The organism is Pseudoalteromonas sp. GB43 (assembly GCF_054923805.1).
Genome location: NZ_JBPCHJ010000001.1, coordinates 2,416,510 through 2,436,932, shown reverse-complemented (window position 1 = coordinate 2,436,932; position 20,423 = coordinate 2,416,510). Strand labels below are relative to the sequence as shown.

Sequence of the window (20,423 nt, the reverse complement as noted above, 5' to 3'; positions counted from 1 at the left end):
ATTAAAGGGTTTGCTCCAAAATGCGAACAACTAATTGCTCAAAGCTTGCACCATTCGCTTTCGCTGCCATGGGCACTAAAGACTTTTCTGTCATGCCTGGTACCGTATTTACTTCTAATAAGTAAAAGTTACCTTGCTGATCACGCATCGCATCAACACGCCCCCAACCACTTGCACCCACTAAATCAAATGCTTTTAATGCCATATCTTGCAACAATTCAGTTTCTTGCGCAGATATATCTGCAGGGCAATGATACTGAGTTGTATTCGATTGATACTTAGCTTGATAGTCATAAAAGCCATTTGGCGTCGTCATCTCAATGACAGGCTGAACATCTTGCCCAAGTACAGCAACAGTAAATTCACGGCCAGTGATCCATTGCTCAACAAGCACTTGGCTATCAAACTTAAATGCAGCGTTAAGCGCCGCATCGAGTTGCTCAGCGCTGCTTGCTTCTGCCATACCAATGCTTGAGCCTTCATGTGACGGTTTTACCATCACTTTGCCAAACTCATTAATAATCGCTTGGCTATCAAACTCATGGCGGCTATCAACAACAGTGTAAGGTGCTGTGCTTAGCCCCATTGCTTTAAATAAGTGCTTACAACGCACTTTATCCATCGCAAGCGCAGAACCTAAAACGTCACTGCCAGTATATGGGATACCCATAAATTCAAGTGCACCTTGAATAGTGCCATCTTCGCCACCACGACCATGCAGAGCAATAAACACACGTTCAATGTTTAGCTCTTTTAATTGCCATAGCGGCTGATCTTTCGGATCAAAAGCAATGGCATCAACGCCAGCACTTTGCAAAGCATTCAATACAGCTTGGCCTGATTTAAGAGAGACTTCTCGTTCGGCAGATGTGCCACCAAAAAGTACCGCTACTTTGCCAAATTTGTCACTTAACTGGCTCATACGTTTACCTGCTTTAGTTGTTCAATAGACAACTCGGTTGCTGCTAACTTTTTCACTAACTGGCCAATGTTACCAGCGCCTTGTGTTAAAACTAAATCATTATCTTGCAGTGTACTGGCAAGAACACCAGCAAGCTCGGAGCTGTTGGCAATATGTAATGGTTCTTTACCACGCTGGCGTAAACTACGACATAAACTCTTGCTGTGATCCCACAATTGGCTCTTCACCCGCTGAGTACACATCAAGGAGTAATAACTGATCAACATCAGCCAGTACTTTGACAAAGTCTTCGTATAAATCACGGGTTCGACTATAACGGTGCGGCTGATAAATCATCACTAAACGTTTATCTGGCCACCCTTCACGAACCGCCGCAATTGTTGCTGCAACTTCTGATGGGTGATGACCATAATCATCAACTAACATCACATTACCGCGTTCATTCTCAAAGCTTCCATAATGCTGAAAACGACGGCCTACGCCTTCAAATTTTGTCAGCGCTTCTAAAATTGCATGGTTAGCTATGTTTTGATCTTTAGCCACCGCAATCGCAGCTGTCGCGTTAAGCGCATTGTGCTTACCCGGCATATTAAGCGTAACGGCTAGGCTTTCACCTTGCTTATTCACAACATTAAATGAACAAGTATTCGCTGCTTGGCTAAAATCAACCATGCGGTAATCAGCTTCTGCCGACTCACCATAGGTAATCACAGGGCGTCCAAAGCGAGGGATCAACTCCGCTGCAACCTCAGAATCAATACACACGACAGCTAAACCATAAAACGGTAAGTTATGAATGAAATCAACATACGTGTCTTTCATTTTTTCTAAGCTACCGCCGTATGTATCCATGTGATCTTCTTCAATATTCGTGATCACCGACACCATAGGCTGTAAGTGTAAGAATGACGCATCACTCTCATCAGCTTCTGCAATTAAAAAGTCGCTTTTACCGACCTTGGCATTACTTCCAGCGCTGTTTAACAAGCCACCAATAATAAAGGTTGGATCAAGGCCCGCTTGTGCATAAATGCTTGCTATTAAACTGGTTGTTGTTGTTTTACCATGAGTGCCTGCCACTGCAATACCGTGGCGAAAGCGCATTAATTCTGCCAACATTTCGGCGCGGCGAACTATTGGAATACGCGCCGCTTTTGCTGCTTTAATCTCAGGATTTTGCTCGTTAATCGCACTTGATACCACGACAACGCTGGCATCTTTTACATTGTTTTCATCATGACCAATAAATACTTCTGCACCCACTTGTATTAAGCGCTCAGTCATCGCACTGTGCGCAATGTCTGAACCTGTGATGCGGTAGCCTTCAAAAGCAAGTACTTCGGCAATACCACCCATGCCTGCGCCACCAATACCCACAAAGTGGATGGTGTCGATACGACGCATCGCAGGACGAGTGTTGTTTTCTTTCATCGTGCTTTCTTTCACTACTAATCTCTTCTATCTGCTAGTTGCTCACAGCGTTTTGCAACATTGGCTGTGGCATCTAAAATAGCAAGCTGTTTTGCTTTACTTGCCATTGTTGAAATTTTTTCTGGTGCATTTAAGTAAGGCGTTAATAACTCAACAACCGCCGCTTGGTTAAACTCACTTTGCTGCATAATCAATGCAGCTTGCTCAGTCACTAAATACTTTGCATTGGCAGTTTGATGGTCATCGACAGCATGTGGAAAAGGCACAAATAAGGCCATTCTTCCGGCTGCAGCTATCTCACTCACCGTTAATGCACCAGCTCGGCAAATTACCAAATCAGCCCATTGATATGCGCTATCCATATCATCAATGAATTCAGCGACTTTACTATTTTCAGTTAACCCTAACTGTTGATAGCTGGCAGTCACATTCGGTTCATTATTTTTACCTGTTTGGTGCCATATATTAAGCGTTGTTAGCGCTGAAAGTTCACTGAATACAGCTGGTAAAGTCTCATTAAGAACTTGCGCACCAAGTGAACCGCCAACTACTAGCACATTAATCGGTGTCGCTGTTTGCTTTACAGTGACATTAGCGACACTTGCTCGCACAGGGTTACCCACCACTTCGCATTGCTCTTTTGCAAAAGCCGATGGAAAAGCAGCTAACACTTTATTGGCAAACTTTGCTAGCCAACGATTACTCATGCCTGCAACAGCATTTTGCTCATGAATAACCAAAGGAATACCTAAGCTCTTTGCTGCAATGCCCGTAGGTCCAGTCACATAACCACCCATAGCTAAAACAACATCGGGCTTTTGTGCTTTTAAAATTTTGCGTGCTTGAAAAATGGCATTCATCACCATAAATGGTGCCTTGACCAAACGTTTAATACCATTGCCACGCACACCTTTCACATTGATAAAATCAATCTCAATGTTGTGCTTAGGTACTACCCTTGCTTCCATTCTGTCAGGCGTGCCAATCCAGCTAACTTGCCAGCCTTGCTGCTTTAAAAAATCAGCAACTGCAATACCCGGGAAAATATGACCACCAGTACCGCCTGCAACAACAAGTAATTTTTTACTCATCGCTTACCTCCTCGAGAGGTTGCCTGCTTAGTTGCCATTTTTGTCTCAAAATCTATTCGCAAAAGTACACCTGTTGCTATGGTCATAATTAATAAACTAGAGCCACCGTAAGAAACAAACGGCAGTGTTAAACCTTTGGTTGGCAAAATACCCGCACTTGCGCCAACATTTACCATGGTTTGAAACGCAAACCAGATACCAATAGCAAAAGCAAAATAGCCTTCGTACTCTTTGCCGCATTTCAATGCTTTTTGACCAATTAACAGGGCTCTGAATACAAACACAGCAAGCACAATCAAAATACTTAATACGCCAAAAAAGCCAAGCTCTTCACCAATCACTGCAAAGATAAAGTCATTATGTGCTTCAGGAAGATATTGCAGTTTTTGCACGCTATTTCCTAAGCCTTGACCAAACCAACCACCTTGACTGTATGCCATTAGCGATTGCACTAACTGATAACCTTTACCGAATGGATCTTCCCACGGCTCTAAAAAGCCAGTGACACGGGCCATACGGTATGGTTCAGCGATAATTAGCACTACCACGGCAGCAATACCCGTTAAAATAAGGCCAAAAAACTGCCATAACTTAGCCCCCGCTAAAAACAACAAACCAACTGTCGTCACAAACAGTACAACGACGGTCCCTAAGTCTGGTTGCATCAATATCAAAAATGCATACACACCAAATACAGCTAATGGCTTGAAAAAACCTTTTAAGTTCTCTTGTACTTCTTCACGTTTACGTACCAAGTAACCGGCAATATAGCTAAAGAAATACAACTTGGCGGCTTCAGCAACCTGAAAGCCCACAGGATAATGGGTATCCATCGCTTTGCACCGTTCACTTCACGGCCAACAATCAGCACTAAAACCAGCAAACCTAAACCCAGCAACAATAAATAGGCGTTACTGCGCTTCCACCAATCCATAGGCACATTTGTGGCAATCCAAAATAAGAAAAAGCCCATAATTAAGAACATGCCGTGGCGAATAATAATGTGATACGGATTATCAAATAATCGCTCTGCTGTTGGCATAGAGGCACTGGTTACCATCACAAAGCCAACGCCAATCAACATCAACATGCAATACAATAACGGCACATCATAAAGCTGTGGCGATTGCTTTGGTGTTAATGCGTCACGGATGTCAGCAAATGCAATCATACTGCCTCCGCCAATACGCACTGCGCAAAATCATCACCACGTTGCATGTAATTGTTGTACATATCAATGCTGGCACATGCAGGTGCTAATAAAACGATATCGCCACTGCTGCTTAACTGTTTCGCTAGTTGCACAGCTTCATGCATGTTGGTGGTTAGGTGGCCTTTTTCGGTTAATGCTACGAGAGCTTTAGCATCCTTACCAAAACAAATAAGCGCTTTCACTTTGTTGTTTAAGTATGGCTTTAAGGCATCTAAATCAGCCCCCTTTGCATCACCACCGGCAATCACAACTAATTGCTTCCCTTGATCAGCTAAGCTTTCAATCGCTGCGATAGTTGCACCTACATTGGTCGCTTTTGAATCATTAAAGTATTTTACTTCATTAATTTCAGCGACAAACTGGCAACGGTGTGCAAGCCCAGTAAAAGCACTAAACGCTTGCTGGTAATGCCCTTTAGCAATATCAAACGGGCTCAGTAATGCCATCACCGCTAAAGCGTTTTGTTGATTGTGTGAACCAACAACATTTAAGCAGCTTGCTGGTAATACTGGTTTACCATGTGCTGCAAAGTATTGTTCGCCTTGATGTTCAACCAAGGCAAAATCTGCATTGGCGAGCGCAAAGCTTACTTGGGGCTGCTTTGCAGTGTGTGTTGCCACATCAATGGCATTAACTACAGCAAGCTCTGAGCCATTATAAATACTTTGTTTAGAGTCTATGTATGCTTGATAACTTGAATAACGATCGAGGTGGTCTTCACTCACATTCAACACACAGGCACTTTTCGCTTTTAAGCTATGCGTGGTATCAAGTTGAAAACTCGACAGCTCAAGTACATAGACATCATATTCTTGCGATAGTAAATCAAGTACCGCAGTACCAATGTTACCACCAAGGCCAACTTTATAACCGGCCGCTTTCAGTACTTCAAACGCCAATGTGACCACTGTCGACTTACCATTTGAACCTGTCACCGCGACAATTGGTTTATCTGTTAAACGGGCAAAAAGCTCAACGTCACCAATCACTTCAACACCAGCATCAATCGCTTTTGCTACAGCGGGTGTCGCGAGGCTTAAACCTGGGCTGATAATAATAATGTCATTGCAGGCTAAATCGGCCTGTTCTAAATCACCAAAGTGAGTCGTTAACTCATTAGCATGCTCATTTAGCCAATCAGCACCCGGCGGCGCTGTGCGGCTATCAACAACAATTGGCTTAATATTCTGAGATAATAAAAAACGCACAATGCCCAGACCGGTTACACCGAGTCCGAGCACTGAAATTTTTTTGTTTTTAATCTCGTTAATAACTGTCATTTACCTGATCTTCAATGTCGCAAGGCCAGCAAGCACTAGCACGATTGAAATAATCCAAAAGCGCACAATTACGCGCGGCTCAGGCCAACCTTTTAATTCATAATGGTGGTGAATAGGCGCCATTCTAAAAATACGTTGACCACGTAATTTGTAAGAGCCTACTTGTAAAATCACCGACAATGCTTCCATTACAAACACACCACCCATGATGATAAGTACCAGTTCTTGACGAACCAGCACCGCAATAATACCCAGTGCACCACCAAGTGCTAATGAACCTACATCACCCATAAATACCTGTGCTGGGTAGGTGTTAAACCATAAGAAACCAAGTCCAGCTCCCACAATTGCTGTACACACAACCACAAGCTCACTGGCGAGCGGTAAATGCGGAATATGTAGGTAGCTTGAGAAATTAACGTTACCTGTTAAATAAGCAATAATGGCGAGTGCTGCCGCCACTAAAATGGTTGGCACAATCGCTAAACCATCAAGGCCATCTGTTAGGTTTACCGCGTTCGACGTACCTACAATTACAAAGTAAGTCATCACGATATAAAACAACCCTAGCTGTGGTAGCACGTCTTTAAAAAACGGCACAACTAACGAGGTTTCGCTGCCTTGCTGCGAGGTAAAATAAAGTGCGCTGGCAACCACTAACGCAATCACTGATTGCCAAAAGTATTTCCATTTAGCAATTAACCCTTTAGGGTCTTTGCGGATCACTTTACGGTAGTCATCAATAAAACCAACCACACCTAACGAGCCCACGACAAATAAGGTTGCCCAAACATATTTATTTGAAAGGTCTGCCCACAGTAATGTGCTGGTAAAAATCGCCCCTAAAATCAAAATGCCGCCCATAGTTGGCGTACCTTTTTTAGATAGGTGAGATTCTGGACCATCGTGACGAACCACCTGACCAATCTGCATTTTTTGCAATGCACGAATTAGCTTAGGACCAAAATAAAGTGAGATAAGTAGCGCTGTTAAAATACCTAAAATTGCGCGCAGCGTTAGGTAAGAAAAAACATTAAAGCCACTGTAATATTGTGTTAAATACTCTGCCAGCCAAACTAACATGACGATACTCCATTATTGCCATTTTGCTGGCTATTTACTAAATCTGTGACCACAAGCTCCATACGAGAACTGCGCGAACCTTTTACAACAACTGTGGTTTTTTGCGTCGATTGAGCAAGTTCACTTTGTAATTGTTGTAATAATTGTTCACGGCTTGAGAAGTGGCGATTTGGCTTTTCAAATACATCACTGGCTGATTTACTTAATACACCTAGGCTATAAAGTTCATCAATGCCTTTTTGCTGTGCGTACTCACCAACTTGTTGATGATAAAAACGCGCTTCTTCACCCAGCTCACCCATATCACCTAACGCAAAAATACGACGACCCGGCATATCACTTAATAAATCAATTGCTGCTTTAACCGATTGCACATTCGCGTTGTAGGTATCATCAATCACCGTCAATGTGTCTGACACTTTAAGAACGTTTACACGACCTTTAACTTCACCCATGGTTGCCAGCGCCGATGCGACACTTTCGAGACTTACACCGAGCTCAGTGGTTAAGGCAGTGGCTATTAACGCATTAGCAATATTATGCTTGCCCGGTAATGCCAGAGTGACAGGTACTTTTTTATCTTTATTGCAAAGCACAAAAGAAGCGCGCGCTTGTTCATCAAGCACCACATCTTCTGCCCAATAATCTAATTGTTGGCTAGTAGAAAAACGTTTTACGTTGCGATTAGTTAATTTCTCAAGCCAAAAATCGGCATAATCGCTGTCGCAATTAACTACGGCAACACCATCAGGCTTTAAGCCATCATAGATTTCGCCTTTGACCGTTGCTACACCTTGTAATGAGCCAAAGCCTTCTAAGTGAGAAGCTGCAACATTACATACCACAGCAACATCAGGTTTCGTCATTGCAACGGTGTAAGCAATTTCACCAATGTGGTTTGCACCTAACTCAATCACCGCATATTGGTGTTGTGGTTCAAGGCGTAATAACGTGAGTGGTACGCCAATGTCATTATTAAAGTTGCCTTTTGTTGCCAGTACTTCACCATGACCAGATAAAATCGCCGCACACATTTCTTTTACGGTCGTTTTACCCACGCTACCAGTAATAGCAATTGTTTTCGGTGCAACCTGTGCCATCACAGCTGCGCCGATGTGACCTAGCGCAATACGTGTGTCACTAACCACAAACTGCACAATATCGACATTAACAGGGCGCGCTACAATAGCAGCTATCGCGCCTTTTTCTTTTGCTTGCGCAACAAATTTATGGCCATCAAAATTAGGCCCTTGTAGCGCTAAAAACACTTCACCGTCACACAAAGTACGGGTGTCAGTGTTAATATATTTTACCGTGTGATTACCACCTTGGTAATCGGTTGCTAGAACTTTAGCTAGCCAATCAAAATCCATAGGGATCATAACTGCGCCCCTTGCGATTTTTCTTTTAATTGTTGTTGTACATATTGACGATCGCAGAAGTCGATTCGTTGGTCGCCAATAATTTGATAATCTTCGTGACCTTTGCCCGCAATAAGGATGACATCATCAGCACTCGCTTGCGAAATGGCATAACTAATAGCCTGCGCTCGGTCTGCTTCACAATGTGCGCGTTCAGGCTGCTTAAGCCCCGCAACTACATCAGCAATAATAGCGTCAGGGTCTTCACTTCTTGGGTTATCGCTGGTGACAATAATACGGTCTGCATTGCCTTCAGCTGCTTTTGCCATCATCGGGCGCTTGCCTTTGTCTCTGTCACCACCACAGCCAAACACACAGCTAACGCCACCTGGAACGTGCTTTTGCAATGCTTGTAATGCCAGTGCTAATGCATCAGGAGTGTGGGCATAATCAACAATACAAGTCGGTTGACCTGGCGCACTAAATGCCTGCATGCGCCCAGCAACAGGCTGCAATGACTTACATCCTTCAACGAGTAAATCAAGTGGGTAACCCATACCTAATAAAGTGGCCATAGCAGCGGCTAAATTATATAAGTTAAACTCGCCAAACAGTGTGCAATTAACTTCGGCTAGCCCCCAGCTGGTATCAAACTTCGCCGAAATACCGCTGTTATCATAAGTTACATCGCTAAAATAAACAAAACGCGCATTTTCAGGCGTGAGGTTTTTATGGCCGTAACAAATTAGATTATTGAAGTCGTATTTTTCTAACCATGCTTCAACTTGCGCATCATCTTGATTAAGCACCACAAGCTTTGGCATATGGTCACGCATTAACATTAACTTGGCATCAGCGTAAGCATCCATGGTGCCGTGATAATCTAAGTGATCGCGTGTAAGATTAGTAAATACTGCTGCTTTAAACTGACAATTATCAACGCGATGCTGCACTAAACCATGAGATGAGACTTCCATGGCCACAACATCATTCTGCTCTGCGACAAGCTCAGATAAAATACGCTGTAAATCAACGCTCGATGGCGTGGTGTTTGCAAGCTCAGTTAGATTATCAGGGTGCCCATAACCGAGCGTACCAATCACTGCTGCGCGTTTATGACAGTGCTGTGCTAAGTGCGCAATCATTGCTGTGGTTGTTGACTTGCCATTGGTGCCTGTCACACCCACTAACTCAAGCTGCTTTGATGGTTGCTGGTAAAAAGCTGCTGCAAGTGCTGGCAGCTTTTTTGCTAAATCGGTAACTAAGTAAAGTGGTTCAAACTCACTTTCGAACTCACATAAACGGTCAGCAATAACTGCCACCGCACCATTTTCAATGGCTTTGTCAATAAACTGTCCGCCATCAAGCTGATGGCCTTTAATGGCGACAAACACATCGCCAGCTTTTACATCTCGACTATCAAGACGTAGTTGGTTAACCAATAAACTATTGGCCTCAACATCAATTTGATTAAGAATCGGTTTTAAATCACGCATCGTTATCTTTGCCTTCTACGTACGCAACCGCATCTTTGTCCGGTGCAACGTTTAGAATTCTTAAGGCATTGGAGACAATCTCTGCAAATGCAGGGCCTGCCGTCGCACCGCCGTAATAAACATCTCCACCCGGTTCATTAATCATTACTACTACCGCTAAACGTGGGTTACTCGCTGGCGCAATACCAGCAAAATAGCCAACATATTCGTCACCATACCCGCCCACAGCGGCTTTCTTAGAGGTACCTGTTTTGGCAGCAGCACGATAGCCATCAACATGAACTTTTTGTGCAGTACCACCTTTTTCGAATACGCTTTCCATCATGTGAACAACCGCTTCAACGTCTTTTTGTTGGAAAATACGTTCACCCTCTGGCACTGACTCTTGTTTAAGAACTGTTAGCGGGCGCATAACGCCACCAGAGCCTAACATGGCATAAAAACGAGCCATTTGAGCGGTACTTACAGCTAAGTTATAACCAAATGATAATGCAGCAATTTCATGATCTGACCAGCGTCGATTTGGGTAAAATAAACCGCTGCTTTCACCAACCATGCCTGTACCACTATCACTGCCAAACCCCACCTTTTGGTAAAGCCCTACAAAATAGTCTTTTGGTACTTCTTGACTGACCTTAGTTACACCCATATTACTTGAATACTTTAAGATTTCTCTTAAGGTCATCTCACCATGGTTACGGGTATCTTGCACAAGACTGCCACCCACACGCATCCAGCCAGGATAAGTATCAATAATTGAATCCGGTTGAATTGCGCCGTAGTCTAAACCAGCTAAAATGGCTAGTGGCTTAACAGTAGAGCCTGGCTCAAACAAATCGGTGATAGCACGGTTACGACGCTTATGCGGTGCGGCATCATTCAAGTTATTAGGGTTAAACGATGGGCTATTCACCATAGCTAATACTTCGCCGGTTTTTACATCAACAACCATGGCTGAACCCGAAGTAGCTTTATAGGTTAGAACTGCTGATTTTACTGCTTTATAAGCAATCGCTTGAATGCGCTGATCAATACTTAAATGAATGTTTTCAGGCTCAACACGTTCACGCTCATCAAGCACTTCTACTTCACCGCCTTGGGCATCTTTACGAATGGTGCGCTGACCTTCAACACCCGTTAACGCCTTTTCATAAAGCTTTTCGATTCCCTCAATACCATGACCATCAATGTTAGTAAATCCAATAACATGGGCTGTTACTTCACCGGCAGGGTAATAACGTTTTGACTCATCAAGTAAGTGGATACCTGGTAAACGAAGATCACCAATATAGTTAGCAACAGCAGGGGTAACCTGACGTTTTAAATAGACAAAACGACGCTTTGGATTATCACGAAGGCGAGAGTTAACTTTACTTGGGTCAATGCGTAATACATCCGCAAGTTCACGCCAGCGAATATCATTATTGTAATAAGCGGCAATACGTTTATCTAACTCAACCGTACTTTCAGCCAGTGCTTGTTGATCTTCACCATTTTTTCTAGCTTGACGCAGTACCTTACTGATCAGTGATTTATGCAGCGCTTTCGGATCCGCATACACACTTACCACAGGTACGCTGACCGCCAACTCTTTGCCATTGCGATCGAAGATCATGCCACGTTGCACATGTTGTTTTTCAACACGCACAGTTCGTTTATCACTTTCAGAACGCGCTTTATCTGGTTCAATAACCTGTAAAAAAGCGGCACGCGCAACCAGCGTCATAAAGACTAAAAACACCACTGAGCACACCAGCAAAAAACGCCATGTGATTAAGGTATTTGTTGGCTTTTTCCCTCTGCTTCTCATCGCAGTATTACCACCTGTTCGTCTTGGCTAGTTGGCCGTTTCATTTCTAATTGCATAGTCGCGACTTCTTCAATGCGCGCATGCTGTGAATAAAACTCTTCTTCTACGAGCAAGTAACGCCACTCAAGATCGAGCTCATCACGCTCTTGCAATAATTTGTCTTGTTCAATCAATTGCTGACGCGCTAGATGCGTCACCTGAACCACACTCAAACTAGATGCGAGGATCACAACCAACAAGGCCAAGGTCAGCTTATTAGCTCCTAGGCCTTTGAAAATTTCTGTAAATAAATTAGGTTGGCGATGTGTCGCTTTAGCTTTCATTACAACCTCTGCGCAACCCTTAACACTGAACTACGTGAACGCGGATTTGCTTCAATCTCCGCCTTACTCGGCTTAATGGCTTTACCCACTGCCTTTAACGTCAGGTTTTTGTTTATTTGTGCGTCCGTCAAAGGCAGACCTCTGGGTATCGCCTCTCCCTTACTCTGTTTTTTAATAAACTGCTTAACAATGCGATCTTCTAAAGAGTGGAACGAAATAACCACTAAACGTCCCCCTGGTTTTAAAACCTCAACAGCGGCTTGCAATGCAGTTTGAATTTCTTCAAGCTCACTATTGATATAAATACGGATCGCTTGGAATGTGCGTGTAGCTGGGTGTTTGTGCTTATCTTTAACTGGCACAGCTTCATCGACTAAATCAGCAAGCTGCTTAGTACTTGTGATTGCAGTGTGCTCACGTGTTTCAATGATCTTATGAGCAATTCGACGACCAAATTTTTCTTCGCCATAGGTTTTAATCACATGCGTGATATCTTCTAGTTCAGCTTCAGCTAGCCATTGTGCAGCACTGCGACCACTAGTTGGATCCATACGCATATCAAGTGGTCATCTTTCATAAAACTAAAACCGCGTTCAGCATCATCAAGCTGTGGTGAAGAAACACCGATATCCAACAAAATACCGTCAACTTTACCGATTAAATCGTTATCTTCAGCAACTGCTTTTAAGTTTGAAAAACGAGTGTGAGCAATTGAAAAACGCGCATCATCGGCAAATTTTTCGGCGGCTTTAATAGCTTGTGGATCCTGATCAATCGCCTGTAAGCGACCTTGTTCACTTAAACGCGCAAGAATTTGCCCCGAGTGCCCACCGCGACCAAATGTGCCATCCATGTAAATGCCTTCAGGTTTAATATCCAAAGCATCTATGGTTTCGTCCATCAGTACAGAGACATGTTCAAATTGCGCTGTCATTAGCTATTATTTGCCTTTTTCTTTGTGTCGTTAGAGTGAGAAGTTATCGAACTCAGGATTCGCCTCAAAATCGCCTAGGCGTTCAATTTCAGTATCTTGGCGCATTTGTTCATGCCAACGATCTTCATCCCAAATTTCGAACTTGTTCATCAAGCCAACCAACATGATTTTTTTTCCTAGTTCTGCATGGGCTCGTAACGAAGGTGCCAGCAAAATTCGGCCATTTTTATCTAATTGATATTCTGTGGCATTGCCGAGCAACATTCGTTGCATGCGGCGAGCGCGTGGATTCATATTTGAAATTTTTAATAGTCGCTCTTCTATTTCAAGCCACTCGGCTAACGGGTATAACCACAAGCAGGGCTCGTTTAAAGCAACAGTGCAAATAACCGTTCCCTGATCTTTCAGACAAGATCGCATCTCGGTACTTAGTTGGTACCGCAAAACGTCCTTTATCATCCAAACTCAGTGAGCTCGCACCCCGAAACATAACATGCCTTAAATTAGGTTATTTATTGTAACTGACTATCTCTGATCCAATTTGATCCACTAAAAACCACTTTTTACCACAGTGCTCCAGTTTAGGGCTTGACAAGCTATTTTGTCAAGTAACTAGAATCATCTTCAGTGCCTTCTAAAGCCAGAAAAAATAAGGCCTCAAGCAAAGCCTCTGAATTACGTGGGAAAAAGTGGAAAACATAGAAAAAAATTTTTTTTCCAATTTTATTGGCAATCTAATGGGGAAAAATGGTTAATGAATAACCAATGAACAATTACAAAATTATCTTATTCTGTAATTTTTACTTAATCACCCTGCAAGAGTTACGAAAAACCACTAACCAAGAACGCAATAAAAAGAATAAACAATTGAAAATTATTGATTTTATATTTTGGTATGAAGGTTGCGATGAATTAATCACCAATTAAATGGCAATTTTTAAGGAATGATTATGACTACCGCAACTTCAAAATCGAATTCAAGCACGGCAACAAGTAACAGTGCAAACTCGAACGCGGCTCAAGTAGAGGCGCCATTCACAGAAAAAGCGACAGAGGCAGCTCACCACGCAGTAGATGCATTATCAACACGCGCTGCTAGTGCTGAACATAGTGTACGTCAGGGTGCATCTAGCTCTGCTCAAACGCTTTCGGAAAAGCAAGCAATAGCACGCGCTAAAATTAATGAATACAGTGGTAAAACTCGTAAACTTGCATCAGAAAACCCACTTGCAACAGCAGGTATTGCATTTGCTGCAGGCATGTTAGTAACTGCACTTATTCGTCGTAAGTAATTGTTATGCAAACTTCTCAATCTACAGATGAGAAAACGCAAGATGCCACTGATCAGCCATTAAACGCTGATCAGTGGCAAGATCACCTTGCTAAATTATCTGACTACGGCAAACAGCTATACATTGACTACCGCAAACAAACTGGGACTTGCAAAAAGCTTGCAGCTGCTGAGTGGCGCTTATCAACACGTTCACTCGCCTTAACTATTATACTACTTGTCTGTTTTGCCGGTGGTTTAGTGTTACTTTGGGCTGGTTTACTTGCTACTGTCGGTATCGCGATATTCAGCTTTAGCCAATCATTGTGGTTAGCCGCTATTTCACTGATTGCATTACAATTGCTTTGTCTTGCATGGCTTTGGAAGAACATTGGTTATGTCAGCAGTAAAATAGGTTTCGATCATACGCTAAAAAGTATTCGTCAATTATTGAATATTAGTAAGGATGAATGATGTTAATTGATTATTTTATTAATAAACCGCAACACAGAGTAACTAAGCTAAGCCAGCAAATGGATTTACAAGATGAGCTTAAACGTCAACACCATCAAGCGTTCAAATACCGTTTAAAACGCTTTGCGGTAAGTAAAGTGGGTGTTGCCAGTGCCTTCACTGCGGGTATGGGTTATGAAGCACTTAATAACTCAGACCACAAGGACAGTAAATTGAAACAAGTCAGCCGCTTCAGCTGGTTACTGCGTTTGTTGTGATCATTATCATGTAATGTTTGCTTTTTACTTCTCTTTGCCACCTATTTTCATTACCTTAAACACAAACGAGCAATTTGTGAGGATGTAAGGTGAAGAAAAGGATTGTACTAACTGGTGGCCCTGGCGGTGGTAAAACAACAGCCATCGATCTATTAAGACGTGAATTTTCTAATCAAATTGTTGTTGTACCAGAATCTGCGACCATGCTGTTCAGCGGTGGTATAGAACGTGGTGATGCAACTCACCTGATCAAAGCTCACCAACAAGCTATCTTCAGCTTACAAAAACACCTTGAACATATTCAACGAACCATGCACCCAGATCGTTTAATGCTTTGCGATCGTGGTAGCTTAGATGGACTTGCCTACTGGTCCGGTGAGCAAGATGAGTTTTTTGAGTGTCTGAATACCAACCTACATACCGAGCTGGATAAATATGATGCAGTGATCTTTTTGAAACAGCAGCGAAGTCTGGGCAAAGTATTCATTCTAATAACCCAGTCAGAAACGAGTCTGATCAGCAAGCCATATTGCTTGATGACAAACTGCAAGCAGTTTGGTCTCAGCACCCTAATTTTAATTTAGTGAAAAGTTCTGAGTCATTTATTCAAAAGGTGATGTTTGGCATCGACACTATCCGCAAGGTCATGGATAGTTATAACTAACAGTTCAATCAAGTCATTAAACTGTTAGTTATCAAGGTTTATTAACCACGGTTATGAGACCGAGCGTAGTCTATATCAGGCCCTTTTGGCACAACTTGAGTTGGGTTGATCATGGTGTGGCTAAAATAGTAATGACGTTTTATATGATAAAAATCAACGGTCTTACTTACACCTTCAATTTGATATAACTCACGTAAATAGTTGCTGATCGCCGGATAGCTCTCAATAGTACGCAAATTACATTTAAAGTGGCCCACATAAACACTGTCGAAGCGAATTAAGGTGGTAAATAAACGCCAGTCGGCCTCAGTCAGTGTGTCCCCCACTAAATAACGATTAGCTGATAATCGTTGCTCAATTTTATCAAGAGCTGCAAAGAGATCATCAAAGGCTTCAGTGTAAGCTTCTTGCGTTGTCGCAAAGCCTGCACGATACACCCCATTATTAATGTTGTGATAAACAAACTCATTAACTTCATCAATTTCAGAACGTAACGATTGCGGATAAAAGTCGCGTTCATTACCTGTTAGGGAATTAAACGCGCTATTAAACATTCTGATAATTTCAGCAGATTCGTTGCTAACAATACGCTGCGTTTTTTTATCCCAAAGCACGGGAACCGTAACACGACCTGAATAATCGGCTTTGTTACGCGTATAAATTTGATGCATAAAGTCGCTATCGAAAAGTGCATCACCGGTGCTGTGATTGTCTTTATCAAAGGTCCAGCCATGCTCTAGCATGTCAGGACTGACAACCGACACACTGATATAATCTTCAAGGCCTTTTAAATGGCGAAAAATCAAAGTGCGATGAGCCCACGGGCAAGCTAAAGAGACATATAGATGGTAACGATCTTTCTCAGCTTTAAAGCCCGCATCACCGCTTTGCCCTGCACTACCATCTGCTGTAACCCAGTTGCGTAACTGGGCTGCCTCACGTTTGAACTCACCTTGATTGTTATCGGTGTCGTACCATTTATCTTGCCATTGGCCATTTACTAGTAATCCCACAATAACCTCCTATAGTGTGCCAAATTTACCTAGCTGATAGTCACGTACTGCTTGTTGTAACTCAGCTTGGGTTGTCATTACAAACGGATCATATGAGCGATTGGTTGCTTAAGCGGCTCACCAGCTAGAATTAACGCCCCTGCACCCGTTTGCGAGTTAAACTCAATGTCACTGCCAGGCTCTAAAATCAATAAGCTACCTGCTTTAACTGGTCCGCCCTGTTCAGTATGAATTTCTCCGGTATGGATATAGATCATCACCTTAGTTTGTGTAAGCGGTGTATGGTAAAACTGCGTGCCAGCCGGTAAAGTCACATCAGCAAGCATGCCATCAGCGGCGAGATCTTGTAGGCTAGAGTCCTGCTTTTCACCTGCAAATTGCCAGCTTCCAGCTAATGCTTTTAGCTCAACACCTTGCTCATTTTGAGTCGTTGGTGCTGGCGCTTCAGTGGTATCTTGATATCGCGGCGCTCTTAGCTTCTCGGCACTTGGCATATTTAACCAAATCTGAAAGCCATGCATACCTTCTTTAGCATCTGCTAATGGCATTTCACTGTGGATCACACCAAAACCGGTACTCATCCACTGCACATCGCCAGCACGAATTGCTTTTTTGTTACCCATTTGATCTTGGTGCTCAAAGCCACCTTTAATAATATAAGTAAAGGTTTCGATACCACGGTGAGGGTGCGCAGGAAAGCCGCCCATAAAATCACTATGATCATCGGATTTAAGCTCATCGATCATTAAGAAAGGGTCTAAGTACTTGCCATCAAAACCTGGAATACGGCTGATGTTTACGCCATCACCATCTTGTGTGGCATGGCTATTTAATTGTTGAATCACTTTCATAACTTTACTCCCGTAAATTGTATGAAGTGATTTTAGGCGCTATTTTAACTAACAACCATGAGTAAAATAAGCATCTAACGTTCTATAAAAGCGAATACTAAAGAGGTTCTTTATCATCGCTCTGCGTTATTTCATGCTCAGTTTGAAGATTTGGCAAAGTTAAATAAAAAGTGGTGCCTGTCTGTTCTTCAGATTCGAAACTAATCGAGCCCTTTAATTTTTGCGTAACTAAATTCATAACAGCATAAAGCCCTAGACCAGTATTTTTTTGGACACGCTTAGTAGTAAAAAAAGGATCAAATATTTTATCTTGAATATCTTCGCTTATGCCGCAGCCATTGTCTTTAACACTTATAAAAACATTATTATGTTTAAAACTTGCCGAAACTTCTATTTTTGCGCCTTCAATCTGCCCATCAAACGCATGAAAAAAAACATTTGAAAACAAGTTTGTCATAACGTGATTAAATGTTCCTGGGTAACTTTGAATTTTTAAATCATCGGGTATGTTAAAAATCACCTCAACATTTTTATTTTTAGAATCTGACTTAAACGACATCACAATATCATGCAGATGCGGATTCAAGTTAATTAACCTTAATTCATCACAATGCTGATCAGCGGCAATTTGTTTAAAGCTTGTTATCAATTCAACTAATCGATCTAAATTAGAATGAAGTAATAAGCTAATTTCTTCTGAAGTATGTACATATTTTTCAAGTGAGCCTTTACTAACGCGTTTATCAGCTAGCACTTTTCCCATCTTTTTATTTTCATCTTCAAGGTAACTGACAGCTGTTATACATATACCTACAGGCGTGTTGACTTCATGTGCTACCCCAACAACTAGACGACCTAGTGCTGCTGTTTTTTCTGCTTCCATTAAGTATTTTTGAGTCTTTGCCATTAAATCCATAGATTCTTTAAGCTGCAAGTTTTTCTCAGTCAAAGAAGATGTTTTTTCTGCCACTTCAGCTTCAAGTGAAGACACATATAAATGATTAAGTGATTTGCGCAAACAAACCATAAAATACAGCACAATTAAAATGGTAATAAAGCAGCAAAAAGAGAAAAGCGACATCAAGTAGTGATCTCGCGTCGCAGTATGAAGATTTTGTTCGGTTCGATAGTCTAACATAAACAAAAAGTTATTAATGTGACTCATTATTTCTGACTTTGCCAAAAAGTAATCATCACTATACAAACTCAGAATCGCGTCAATTTGCTCCTTTTCCATATTCTCGTCAGGTTTATTTGCTAAAGCTTGAAAAGCAGTGTACTCAATTTTTGTTAAATCATTTGATGCTTTTTCTGCAAGCCGGATTTGTTGCATCTCCTCATCTGTTATACCAATGGAATTTAGCATAGCTTGGAGTGATTTTTTTTCACCGTCAGGAAATGGAGCCTTACCGTTATGAGGCATTAACATATCCCAATAAACACGGTGATAATCTTCGGGACGTGGAGCTTCACCATTGCGAATAGCTAGAATTTGGTTAAAAAAGTCTAAAAATTTAGTATTGCCTGTTACCGTATAAGCCCTTGCCATTAAACTTAATTGATCTGAACTTTGTCTGACTTGCTCAGCCAAAATATAAGACTGATACCTAACCTTAGTTTCAGCCTCTATGGTTTTTAAACTGCCATACATTAAATAAACTGACAAAGCCGTTAACCCAGCTAGAATTACAGCAACCAAATTAAGTAAAGATAAACGCTTAATATTAAGTTGGAGCTCTTTTTGCATTTCATGACCTATAAATATGATTACAGCTAGAGATCGCAGATTTAACTTTCTGACCTACTGATACGTAAAATCACAGTACGAGTCATAAAAACCAAAATCGAACTTTAGGATTAAATATTTAATAGAAGTCAATTCTAAAAATGTCAATTAGGGCCTAGGGGTTACCTAAAGGAGTAACTCGACTGCGTCTTATTGCTCATTTTCTCGTTGTTTAATTGTCAATCTATCGGCCACGATCGCGCCGCGTTTCCCTACAGCTTTTTCTGGCCCAATAGTGCTATCAACTAGAGTTTGCTGCTCTGTACTAGCATTGATAGCCGCACCAAAAATGATGATATATGCGCTGATATAAAGCCACATCAACATGATCACCACACCACCTAGCGATCCATAGGTTTCGTTATAACTAGCAAATTGAGATACATAATATGAAAAACCAATTGATGCGATGATCCACATTAGCGTAGCAAGCATTGAGCCCGGCGTGATCCAGCGCCATTTAGCTGGAGTTCGATGAGGCGCATAACGATATAAAAACGCTAAAGCGAGATTAAAAATAATGGCTAACAATGGCCAAGTAATGAGCTGAATCATTAAGTCGATAAGCTCTGTTAAACCAACTAAGTTGAGTACAATCGGTAAGATACCAATGATCAATAATGCCACCAGCGCAACTACAATAGCACCTAGAGAAAATAAAAAACGCACCACTAATGCCATAAAGAACTGACGCTTATTACGCTGATGATAAGTAATATTACAGGCGGTAATAAGTGCTTGGCAGCCTTTACTGCTACTCCAAATAGTTAATAGCAAGGTACCTATGGCACTTGCACTCAATACCTTATTTGACTGCTGAGTGATATCGCTAACTTGAAGCAAAATGATGTCACGACTACTTGCAGGTAATATCGCAATCACCTTATCTAACTGATCATGGATATCTGTGGGAGAAGCAAAATAGGCATATACGGATACAATAGCTGCCAGAGCAGGAAAAATAGCTAAAAGAGCATAAAATGCCACGCCAGCTGCTACAAAAGATAAATTGTCTTGTGATAGGTTGTGATAAACCCGCTTACTGATATCCCACCAACCGCGAATTGGGATCTCCATCGGTGAGCGAGCTTGGTAACCTCGATTGTCCTTACTCATAAACGACCTAAAAAATTGCCTTTAACACTCTCAAACTGCAAACAACTT

At 42.0% G+C, this 20,423-nt stretch carries 15 protein-coding genes and 5 pseudogenes; 4 read left to right on the top strand and 16 right to left on the bottom strand.

What is annotated here, in order from left to right; translation table 11 throughout:
- Position 1 precedes the first annotated feature (1 nt).
- The 12 genes and pseudogenes from ACRWSG_RS11575 to mraZ form a co-directional block, all read right to left on the bottom strand.
- On the bottom strand, positions 2–922 hold the full coding sequence (locus tag ACRWSG_RS11575) for a D-alanine--D-alanine ligase (protein ID WP_138598841.1): 921 nt from the start codon (positions 920–922) through the stop codon (positions 2–4).
- Positions 919–2,353 (bottom strand): annotated as a pseudogene (murC, locus tag ACRWSG_RS11570) (UDP-N-acetylmuramate--L-alanine ligase). The gene ACRWSG_RS11575 and the pseudogene murC overlap by 4 nt, the downstream one beginning before the upstream one ends.
- A gap of 17 nt (positions 2,354–2,370) precedes the next feature.
- Complete coding sequence (murG, locus tag ACRWSG_RS11565) at positions 2,371–3,444, bottom strand: undecaprenyldiphospho-muramoylpentapeptide beta-N-acetylglucosaminyltransferase (protein WP_462166340.1); 1,074 nt, start codon at positions 3,442–3,444, stop codon at positions 2,371–2,373.
- Positions 3,441–4,615: pseudogene (gene ftsW / locus ACRWSG_RS11560) on the bottom strand (cell division protein FtsW). Before ftsW ends, murG begins: the two are co-directional and overlap by 4 nt.
- Complete coding sequence (gene murD, locus ACRWSG_RS11555; protein ID WP_462166339.1) at positions 4,612–5,937, bottom strand: UDP-N-acetylmuramoyl-L-alanine--D-glutamate ligase; 1,326 nt, start codon at positions 5,935–5,937, stop codon at positions 4,612–4,614. Before murD ends, ftsW begins: the two are co-directional and overlap by 4 nt.
- Positions 5,938–7,020 (bottom strand): phospho-N-acetylmuramoyl-pentapeptide-transferase, encoded by a 1,083-nt coding sequence (mraY, locus tag ACRWSG_RS11550; protein ID WP_054552733.1) that lies wholly within the window; start codon positions 7,018–7,020, stop codon positions 5,938–5,940.
- Positions 7,014–8,402, bottom strand: a complete 1,389-nt coding sequence (locus ACRWSG_RS11545; RefSeq protein ID WP_462166338.1) for a UDP-N-acetylmuramoyl-tripeptide--D-alanyl-D-alanine ligase — start codon at positions 8,400–8,402, stop codon at positions 7,014–7,016. The genes mraY and ACRWSG_RS11545 overlap by 7 nt, the downstream gene beginning before the upstream one ends.
- Positions 8,399–9,877 carry a UDP-N-acetylmuramoyl-L-alanyl-D-glutamate--2,6-diaminopimelate ligase gene (gene murE / locus ACRWSG_RS11540; protein ID WP_339980531.1) on the bottom strand — a complete coding sequence of 493 codons (1,479 nt, stop codon included), beginning with the start codon at positions 9,875–9,877 and terminating at the stop codon, positions 8,399–8,401. Before murE ends, ACRWSG_RS11545 begins: the two co-directional genes overlap by 4 nt.
- On the bottom strand, positions 9,870–11,687 hold the full coding sequence (locus ACRWSG_RS11535; protein ID WP_462166337.1) for a penicillin-binding transpeptidase domain-containing protein: 1,818 nt from the start codon (positions 11,685–11,687) through the stop codon (positions 9,870–9,872). Before ACRWSG_RS11535 ends, murE begins: the two co-directional genes overlap by 8 nt.
- Entirely contained in the window at positions 11,684–12,010 is a 327-nt protein-coding gene (ftsL, locus tag ACRWSG_RS11530; protein WP_054552737.1) for a cell division protein FtsL, read from the bottom strand. Before ftsL ends, ACRWSG_RS11535 begins: the two co-directional genes overlap by 4 nt.
- Positions 12,010–12,944: pseudogene (gene rsmH, locus ACRWSG_RS11525) on the bottom strand (16S rRNA (cytosine(1402)-N(4))-methyltransferase RsmH). The gene ftsL and the pseudogene rsmH overlap by 1 nt, the downstream one beginning before the upstream one ends.
- Before the next feature lie 30 nt (positions 12,945–12,974).
- Positions 12,975–13,434, bottom strand: a pseudogene (gene mraZ / locus ACRWSG_RS11520) (division/cell wall cluster transcriptional repressor MraZ).
- Positions 13,435–13,894: 460 nt separating this feature from the next.
- On the opposite strand from mraZ, the gene ACRWSG_RS11515 reads away from it, so the two are divergent.
- From ACRWSG_RS11515 to ACRWSG_RS11500, 4 genes are all read left to right on the top strand, one after another.
- Complete coding sequence (locus ACRWSG_RS11515; RefSeq protein ID WP_054552740.1) at positions 13,895–14,236, top strand: hypothetical protein; 342 nt, start codon at positions 13,895–13,897, stop codon at positions 14,234–14,236.
- Positions 14,237–14,241: 5 nt separating this feature from the next.
- Complete coding sequence (locus ACRWSG_RS11510) at positions 14,242–14,688, top strand: hypothetical protein (protein ID WP_054552741.1); 447 nt, start codon at positions 14,242–14,244, stop codon at positions 14,686–14,688.
- Positions 14,685–14,945, top strand: coding sequence for a hypothetical protein (locus tag ACRWSG_RS11505; RefSeq protein WP_407681616.1), 261 nt, complete (start codon positions 14,685–14,687; stop codon positions 14,943–14,945). The genes ACRWSG_RS11510 and ACRWSG_RS11505 overlap by 4 nt, the downstream gene beginning before the upstream one ends.
- Positions 14,946–15,034: 89 nt before the next feature.
- On the top strand, positions 15,035–15,529 hold the full coding sequence (locus tag ACRWSG_RS11500) for an AAA family ATPase (protein ID WP_462166335.1): 495 nt from the start codon (positions 15,035–15,037) through the stop codon (positions 15,527–15,529).
- 121 nt (positions 15,530–15,650) lie between these two features.
- Here the strand turns inward: ACRWSG_RS11500 and ACRWSG_RS11495 are convergent, their stop codons facing one another.
- The 4 genes and pseudogenes from ACRWSG_RS11495 to ACRWSG_RS11480 form a co-directional block, all read right to left on the bottom strand.
- Positions 15,651–16,622 carry a glutathione S-transferase family protein gene (locus tag ACRWSG_RS11495; protein ID WP_300361599.1) on the bottom strand — a complete coding sequence of 324 codons (972 nt, stop codon included), beginning with the start codon at positions 16,620–16,622 and terminating at the stop codon, positions 15,651–15,653.
- A gap of 9 nt (positions 16,623–16,631) precedes the next feature.
- A pseudogene (locus tag ACRWSG_RS11490) lies at positions 16,632–17,473 on the bottom strand (pirin family protein).
- A 97-nt stretch (positions 17,474–17,570) separates the two neighbouring features.
- A complete protein-coding gene (locus ACRWSG_RS11485; RefSeq protein ID WP_462166334.1) occupies positions 17,571–19,220 on the bottom strand; it encodes an ATP-binding protein in 1,650 nt (549 codons plus the stop codon).
- Positions 19,221–19,409: 189 nt separating this feature from the next.
- Positions 19,410–20,375 (bottom strand): YihY/virulence factor BrkB family protein, encoded by a 966-nt coding sequence (locus ACRWSG_RS11480; protein ID WP_462166333.1) that lies wholly within the window; start codon positions 20,373–20,375, stop codon positions 19,410–19,412.
- Positions 20,376–20,423 lie beyond the last annotated feature (48 nt).

Coding starts and splice junctions, on each gene's coding strand:
- ACRWSG_RS11575 (WP_138598841.1), bottom strand. CDS start 922: ATGAGCCAGTTAAGTGACAAATTTGGCAAAGTAGCGGTACTTTTTGGT.
- murG (WP_462166340.1), bottom strand. CDS start 3,444: ATGAGTAAAAAATTACTTGTTGTTGCAGGCGGTACTGGTGGTCATATT.
- murD (WP_462166339.1), bottom strand. CDS start 5,937: ATGACAGTTATTAACGAGATTAAAAACAAAAAAATTTCAGTGCTCGGA.
- mraY (WP_054552733.1), bottom strand. CDS start 7,020: ATGTTAGTTTGGCTGGCAGAGTATTTAACACAATATTACAGTGGCTTT.
- ACRWSG_RS11545 (WP_462166338.1), bottom strand. CDS start 8,402: ATGATCCCTATGGATTTTGATTGGCTAGCTAAAGTTCTAGCAACCGAT.
- murE (WP_339980531.1), bottom strand. CDS start 9,877: ATGCGTGATTTAAAACCGATTCTTAATCAAATTGATGTTGAGGCCAAT.
- ACRWSG_RS11535 (WP_462166337.1), bottom strand. CDS start 11,687: ATGAGAAGCAGAGGGAAAAAGCCAACAAATACCTTAATCACATGGCGT.
- ftsL (WP_054552737.1), bottom strand. CDS start 12,010: ATGAAAGCTAAAGCGACACATCGCCAACCTAATTTATTTACAGAAATT.
- ACRWSG_RS11515 (WP_054552740.1), top strand. CDS start 13,895: ATGACTACCGCAACTTCAAAATCGAATTCAAGCACGGCAACAAGTAAC.
- ACRWSG_RS11510 (WP_054552741.1), top strand. CDS start 14,242: ATGCAAACTTCTCAATCTACAGATGAGAAAACGCAAGATGCCACTGAT.
- ACRWSG_RS11505 (WP_407681616.1), top strand. CDS start 14,685: ATGATGTTAATTGATTATTTTATTAATAAACCGCAACACAGAGTAACT.
- ACRWSG_RS11485 (WP_462166334.1), bottom strand. CDS start 19,220: ATGCAAAAAGAGCTCCAACTTAATATTAAGCGTTTATCTTTACTTAAT.
- ACRWSG_RS11480 (WP_462166333.1), bottom strand. CDS start 20,375: ATGAGTAAGGACAATCGAGGTTACCAAGCTCGCTCACCGATGGAGATC.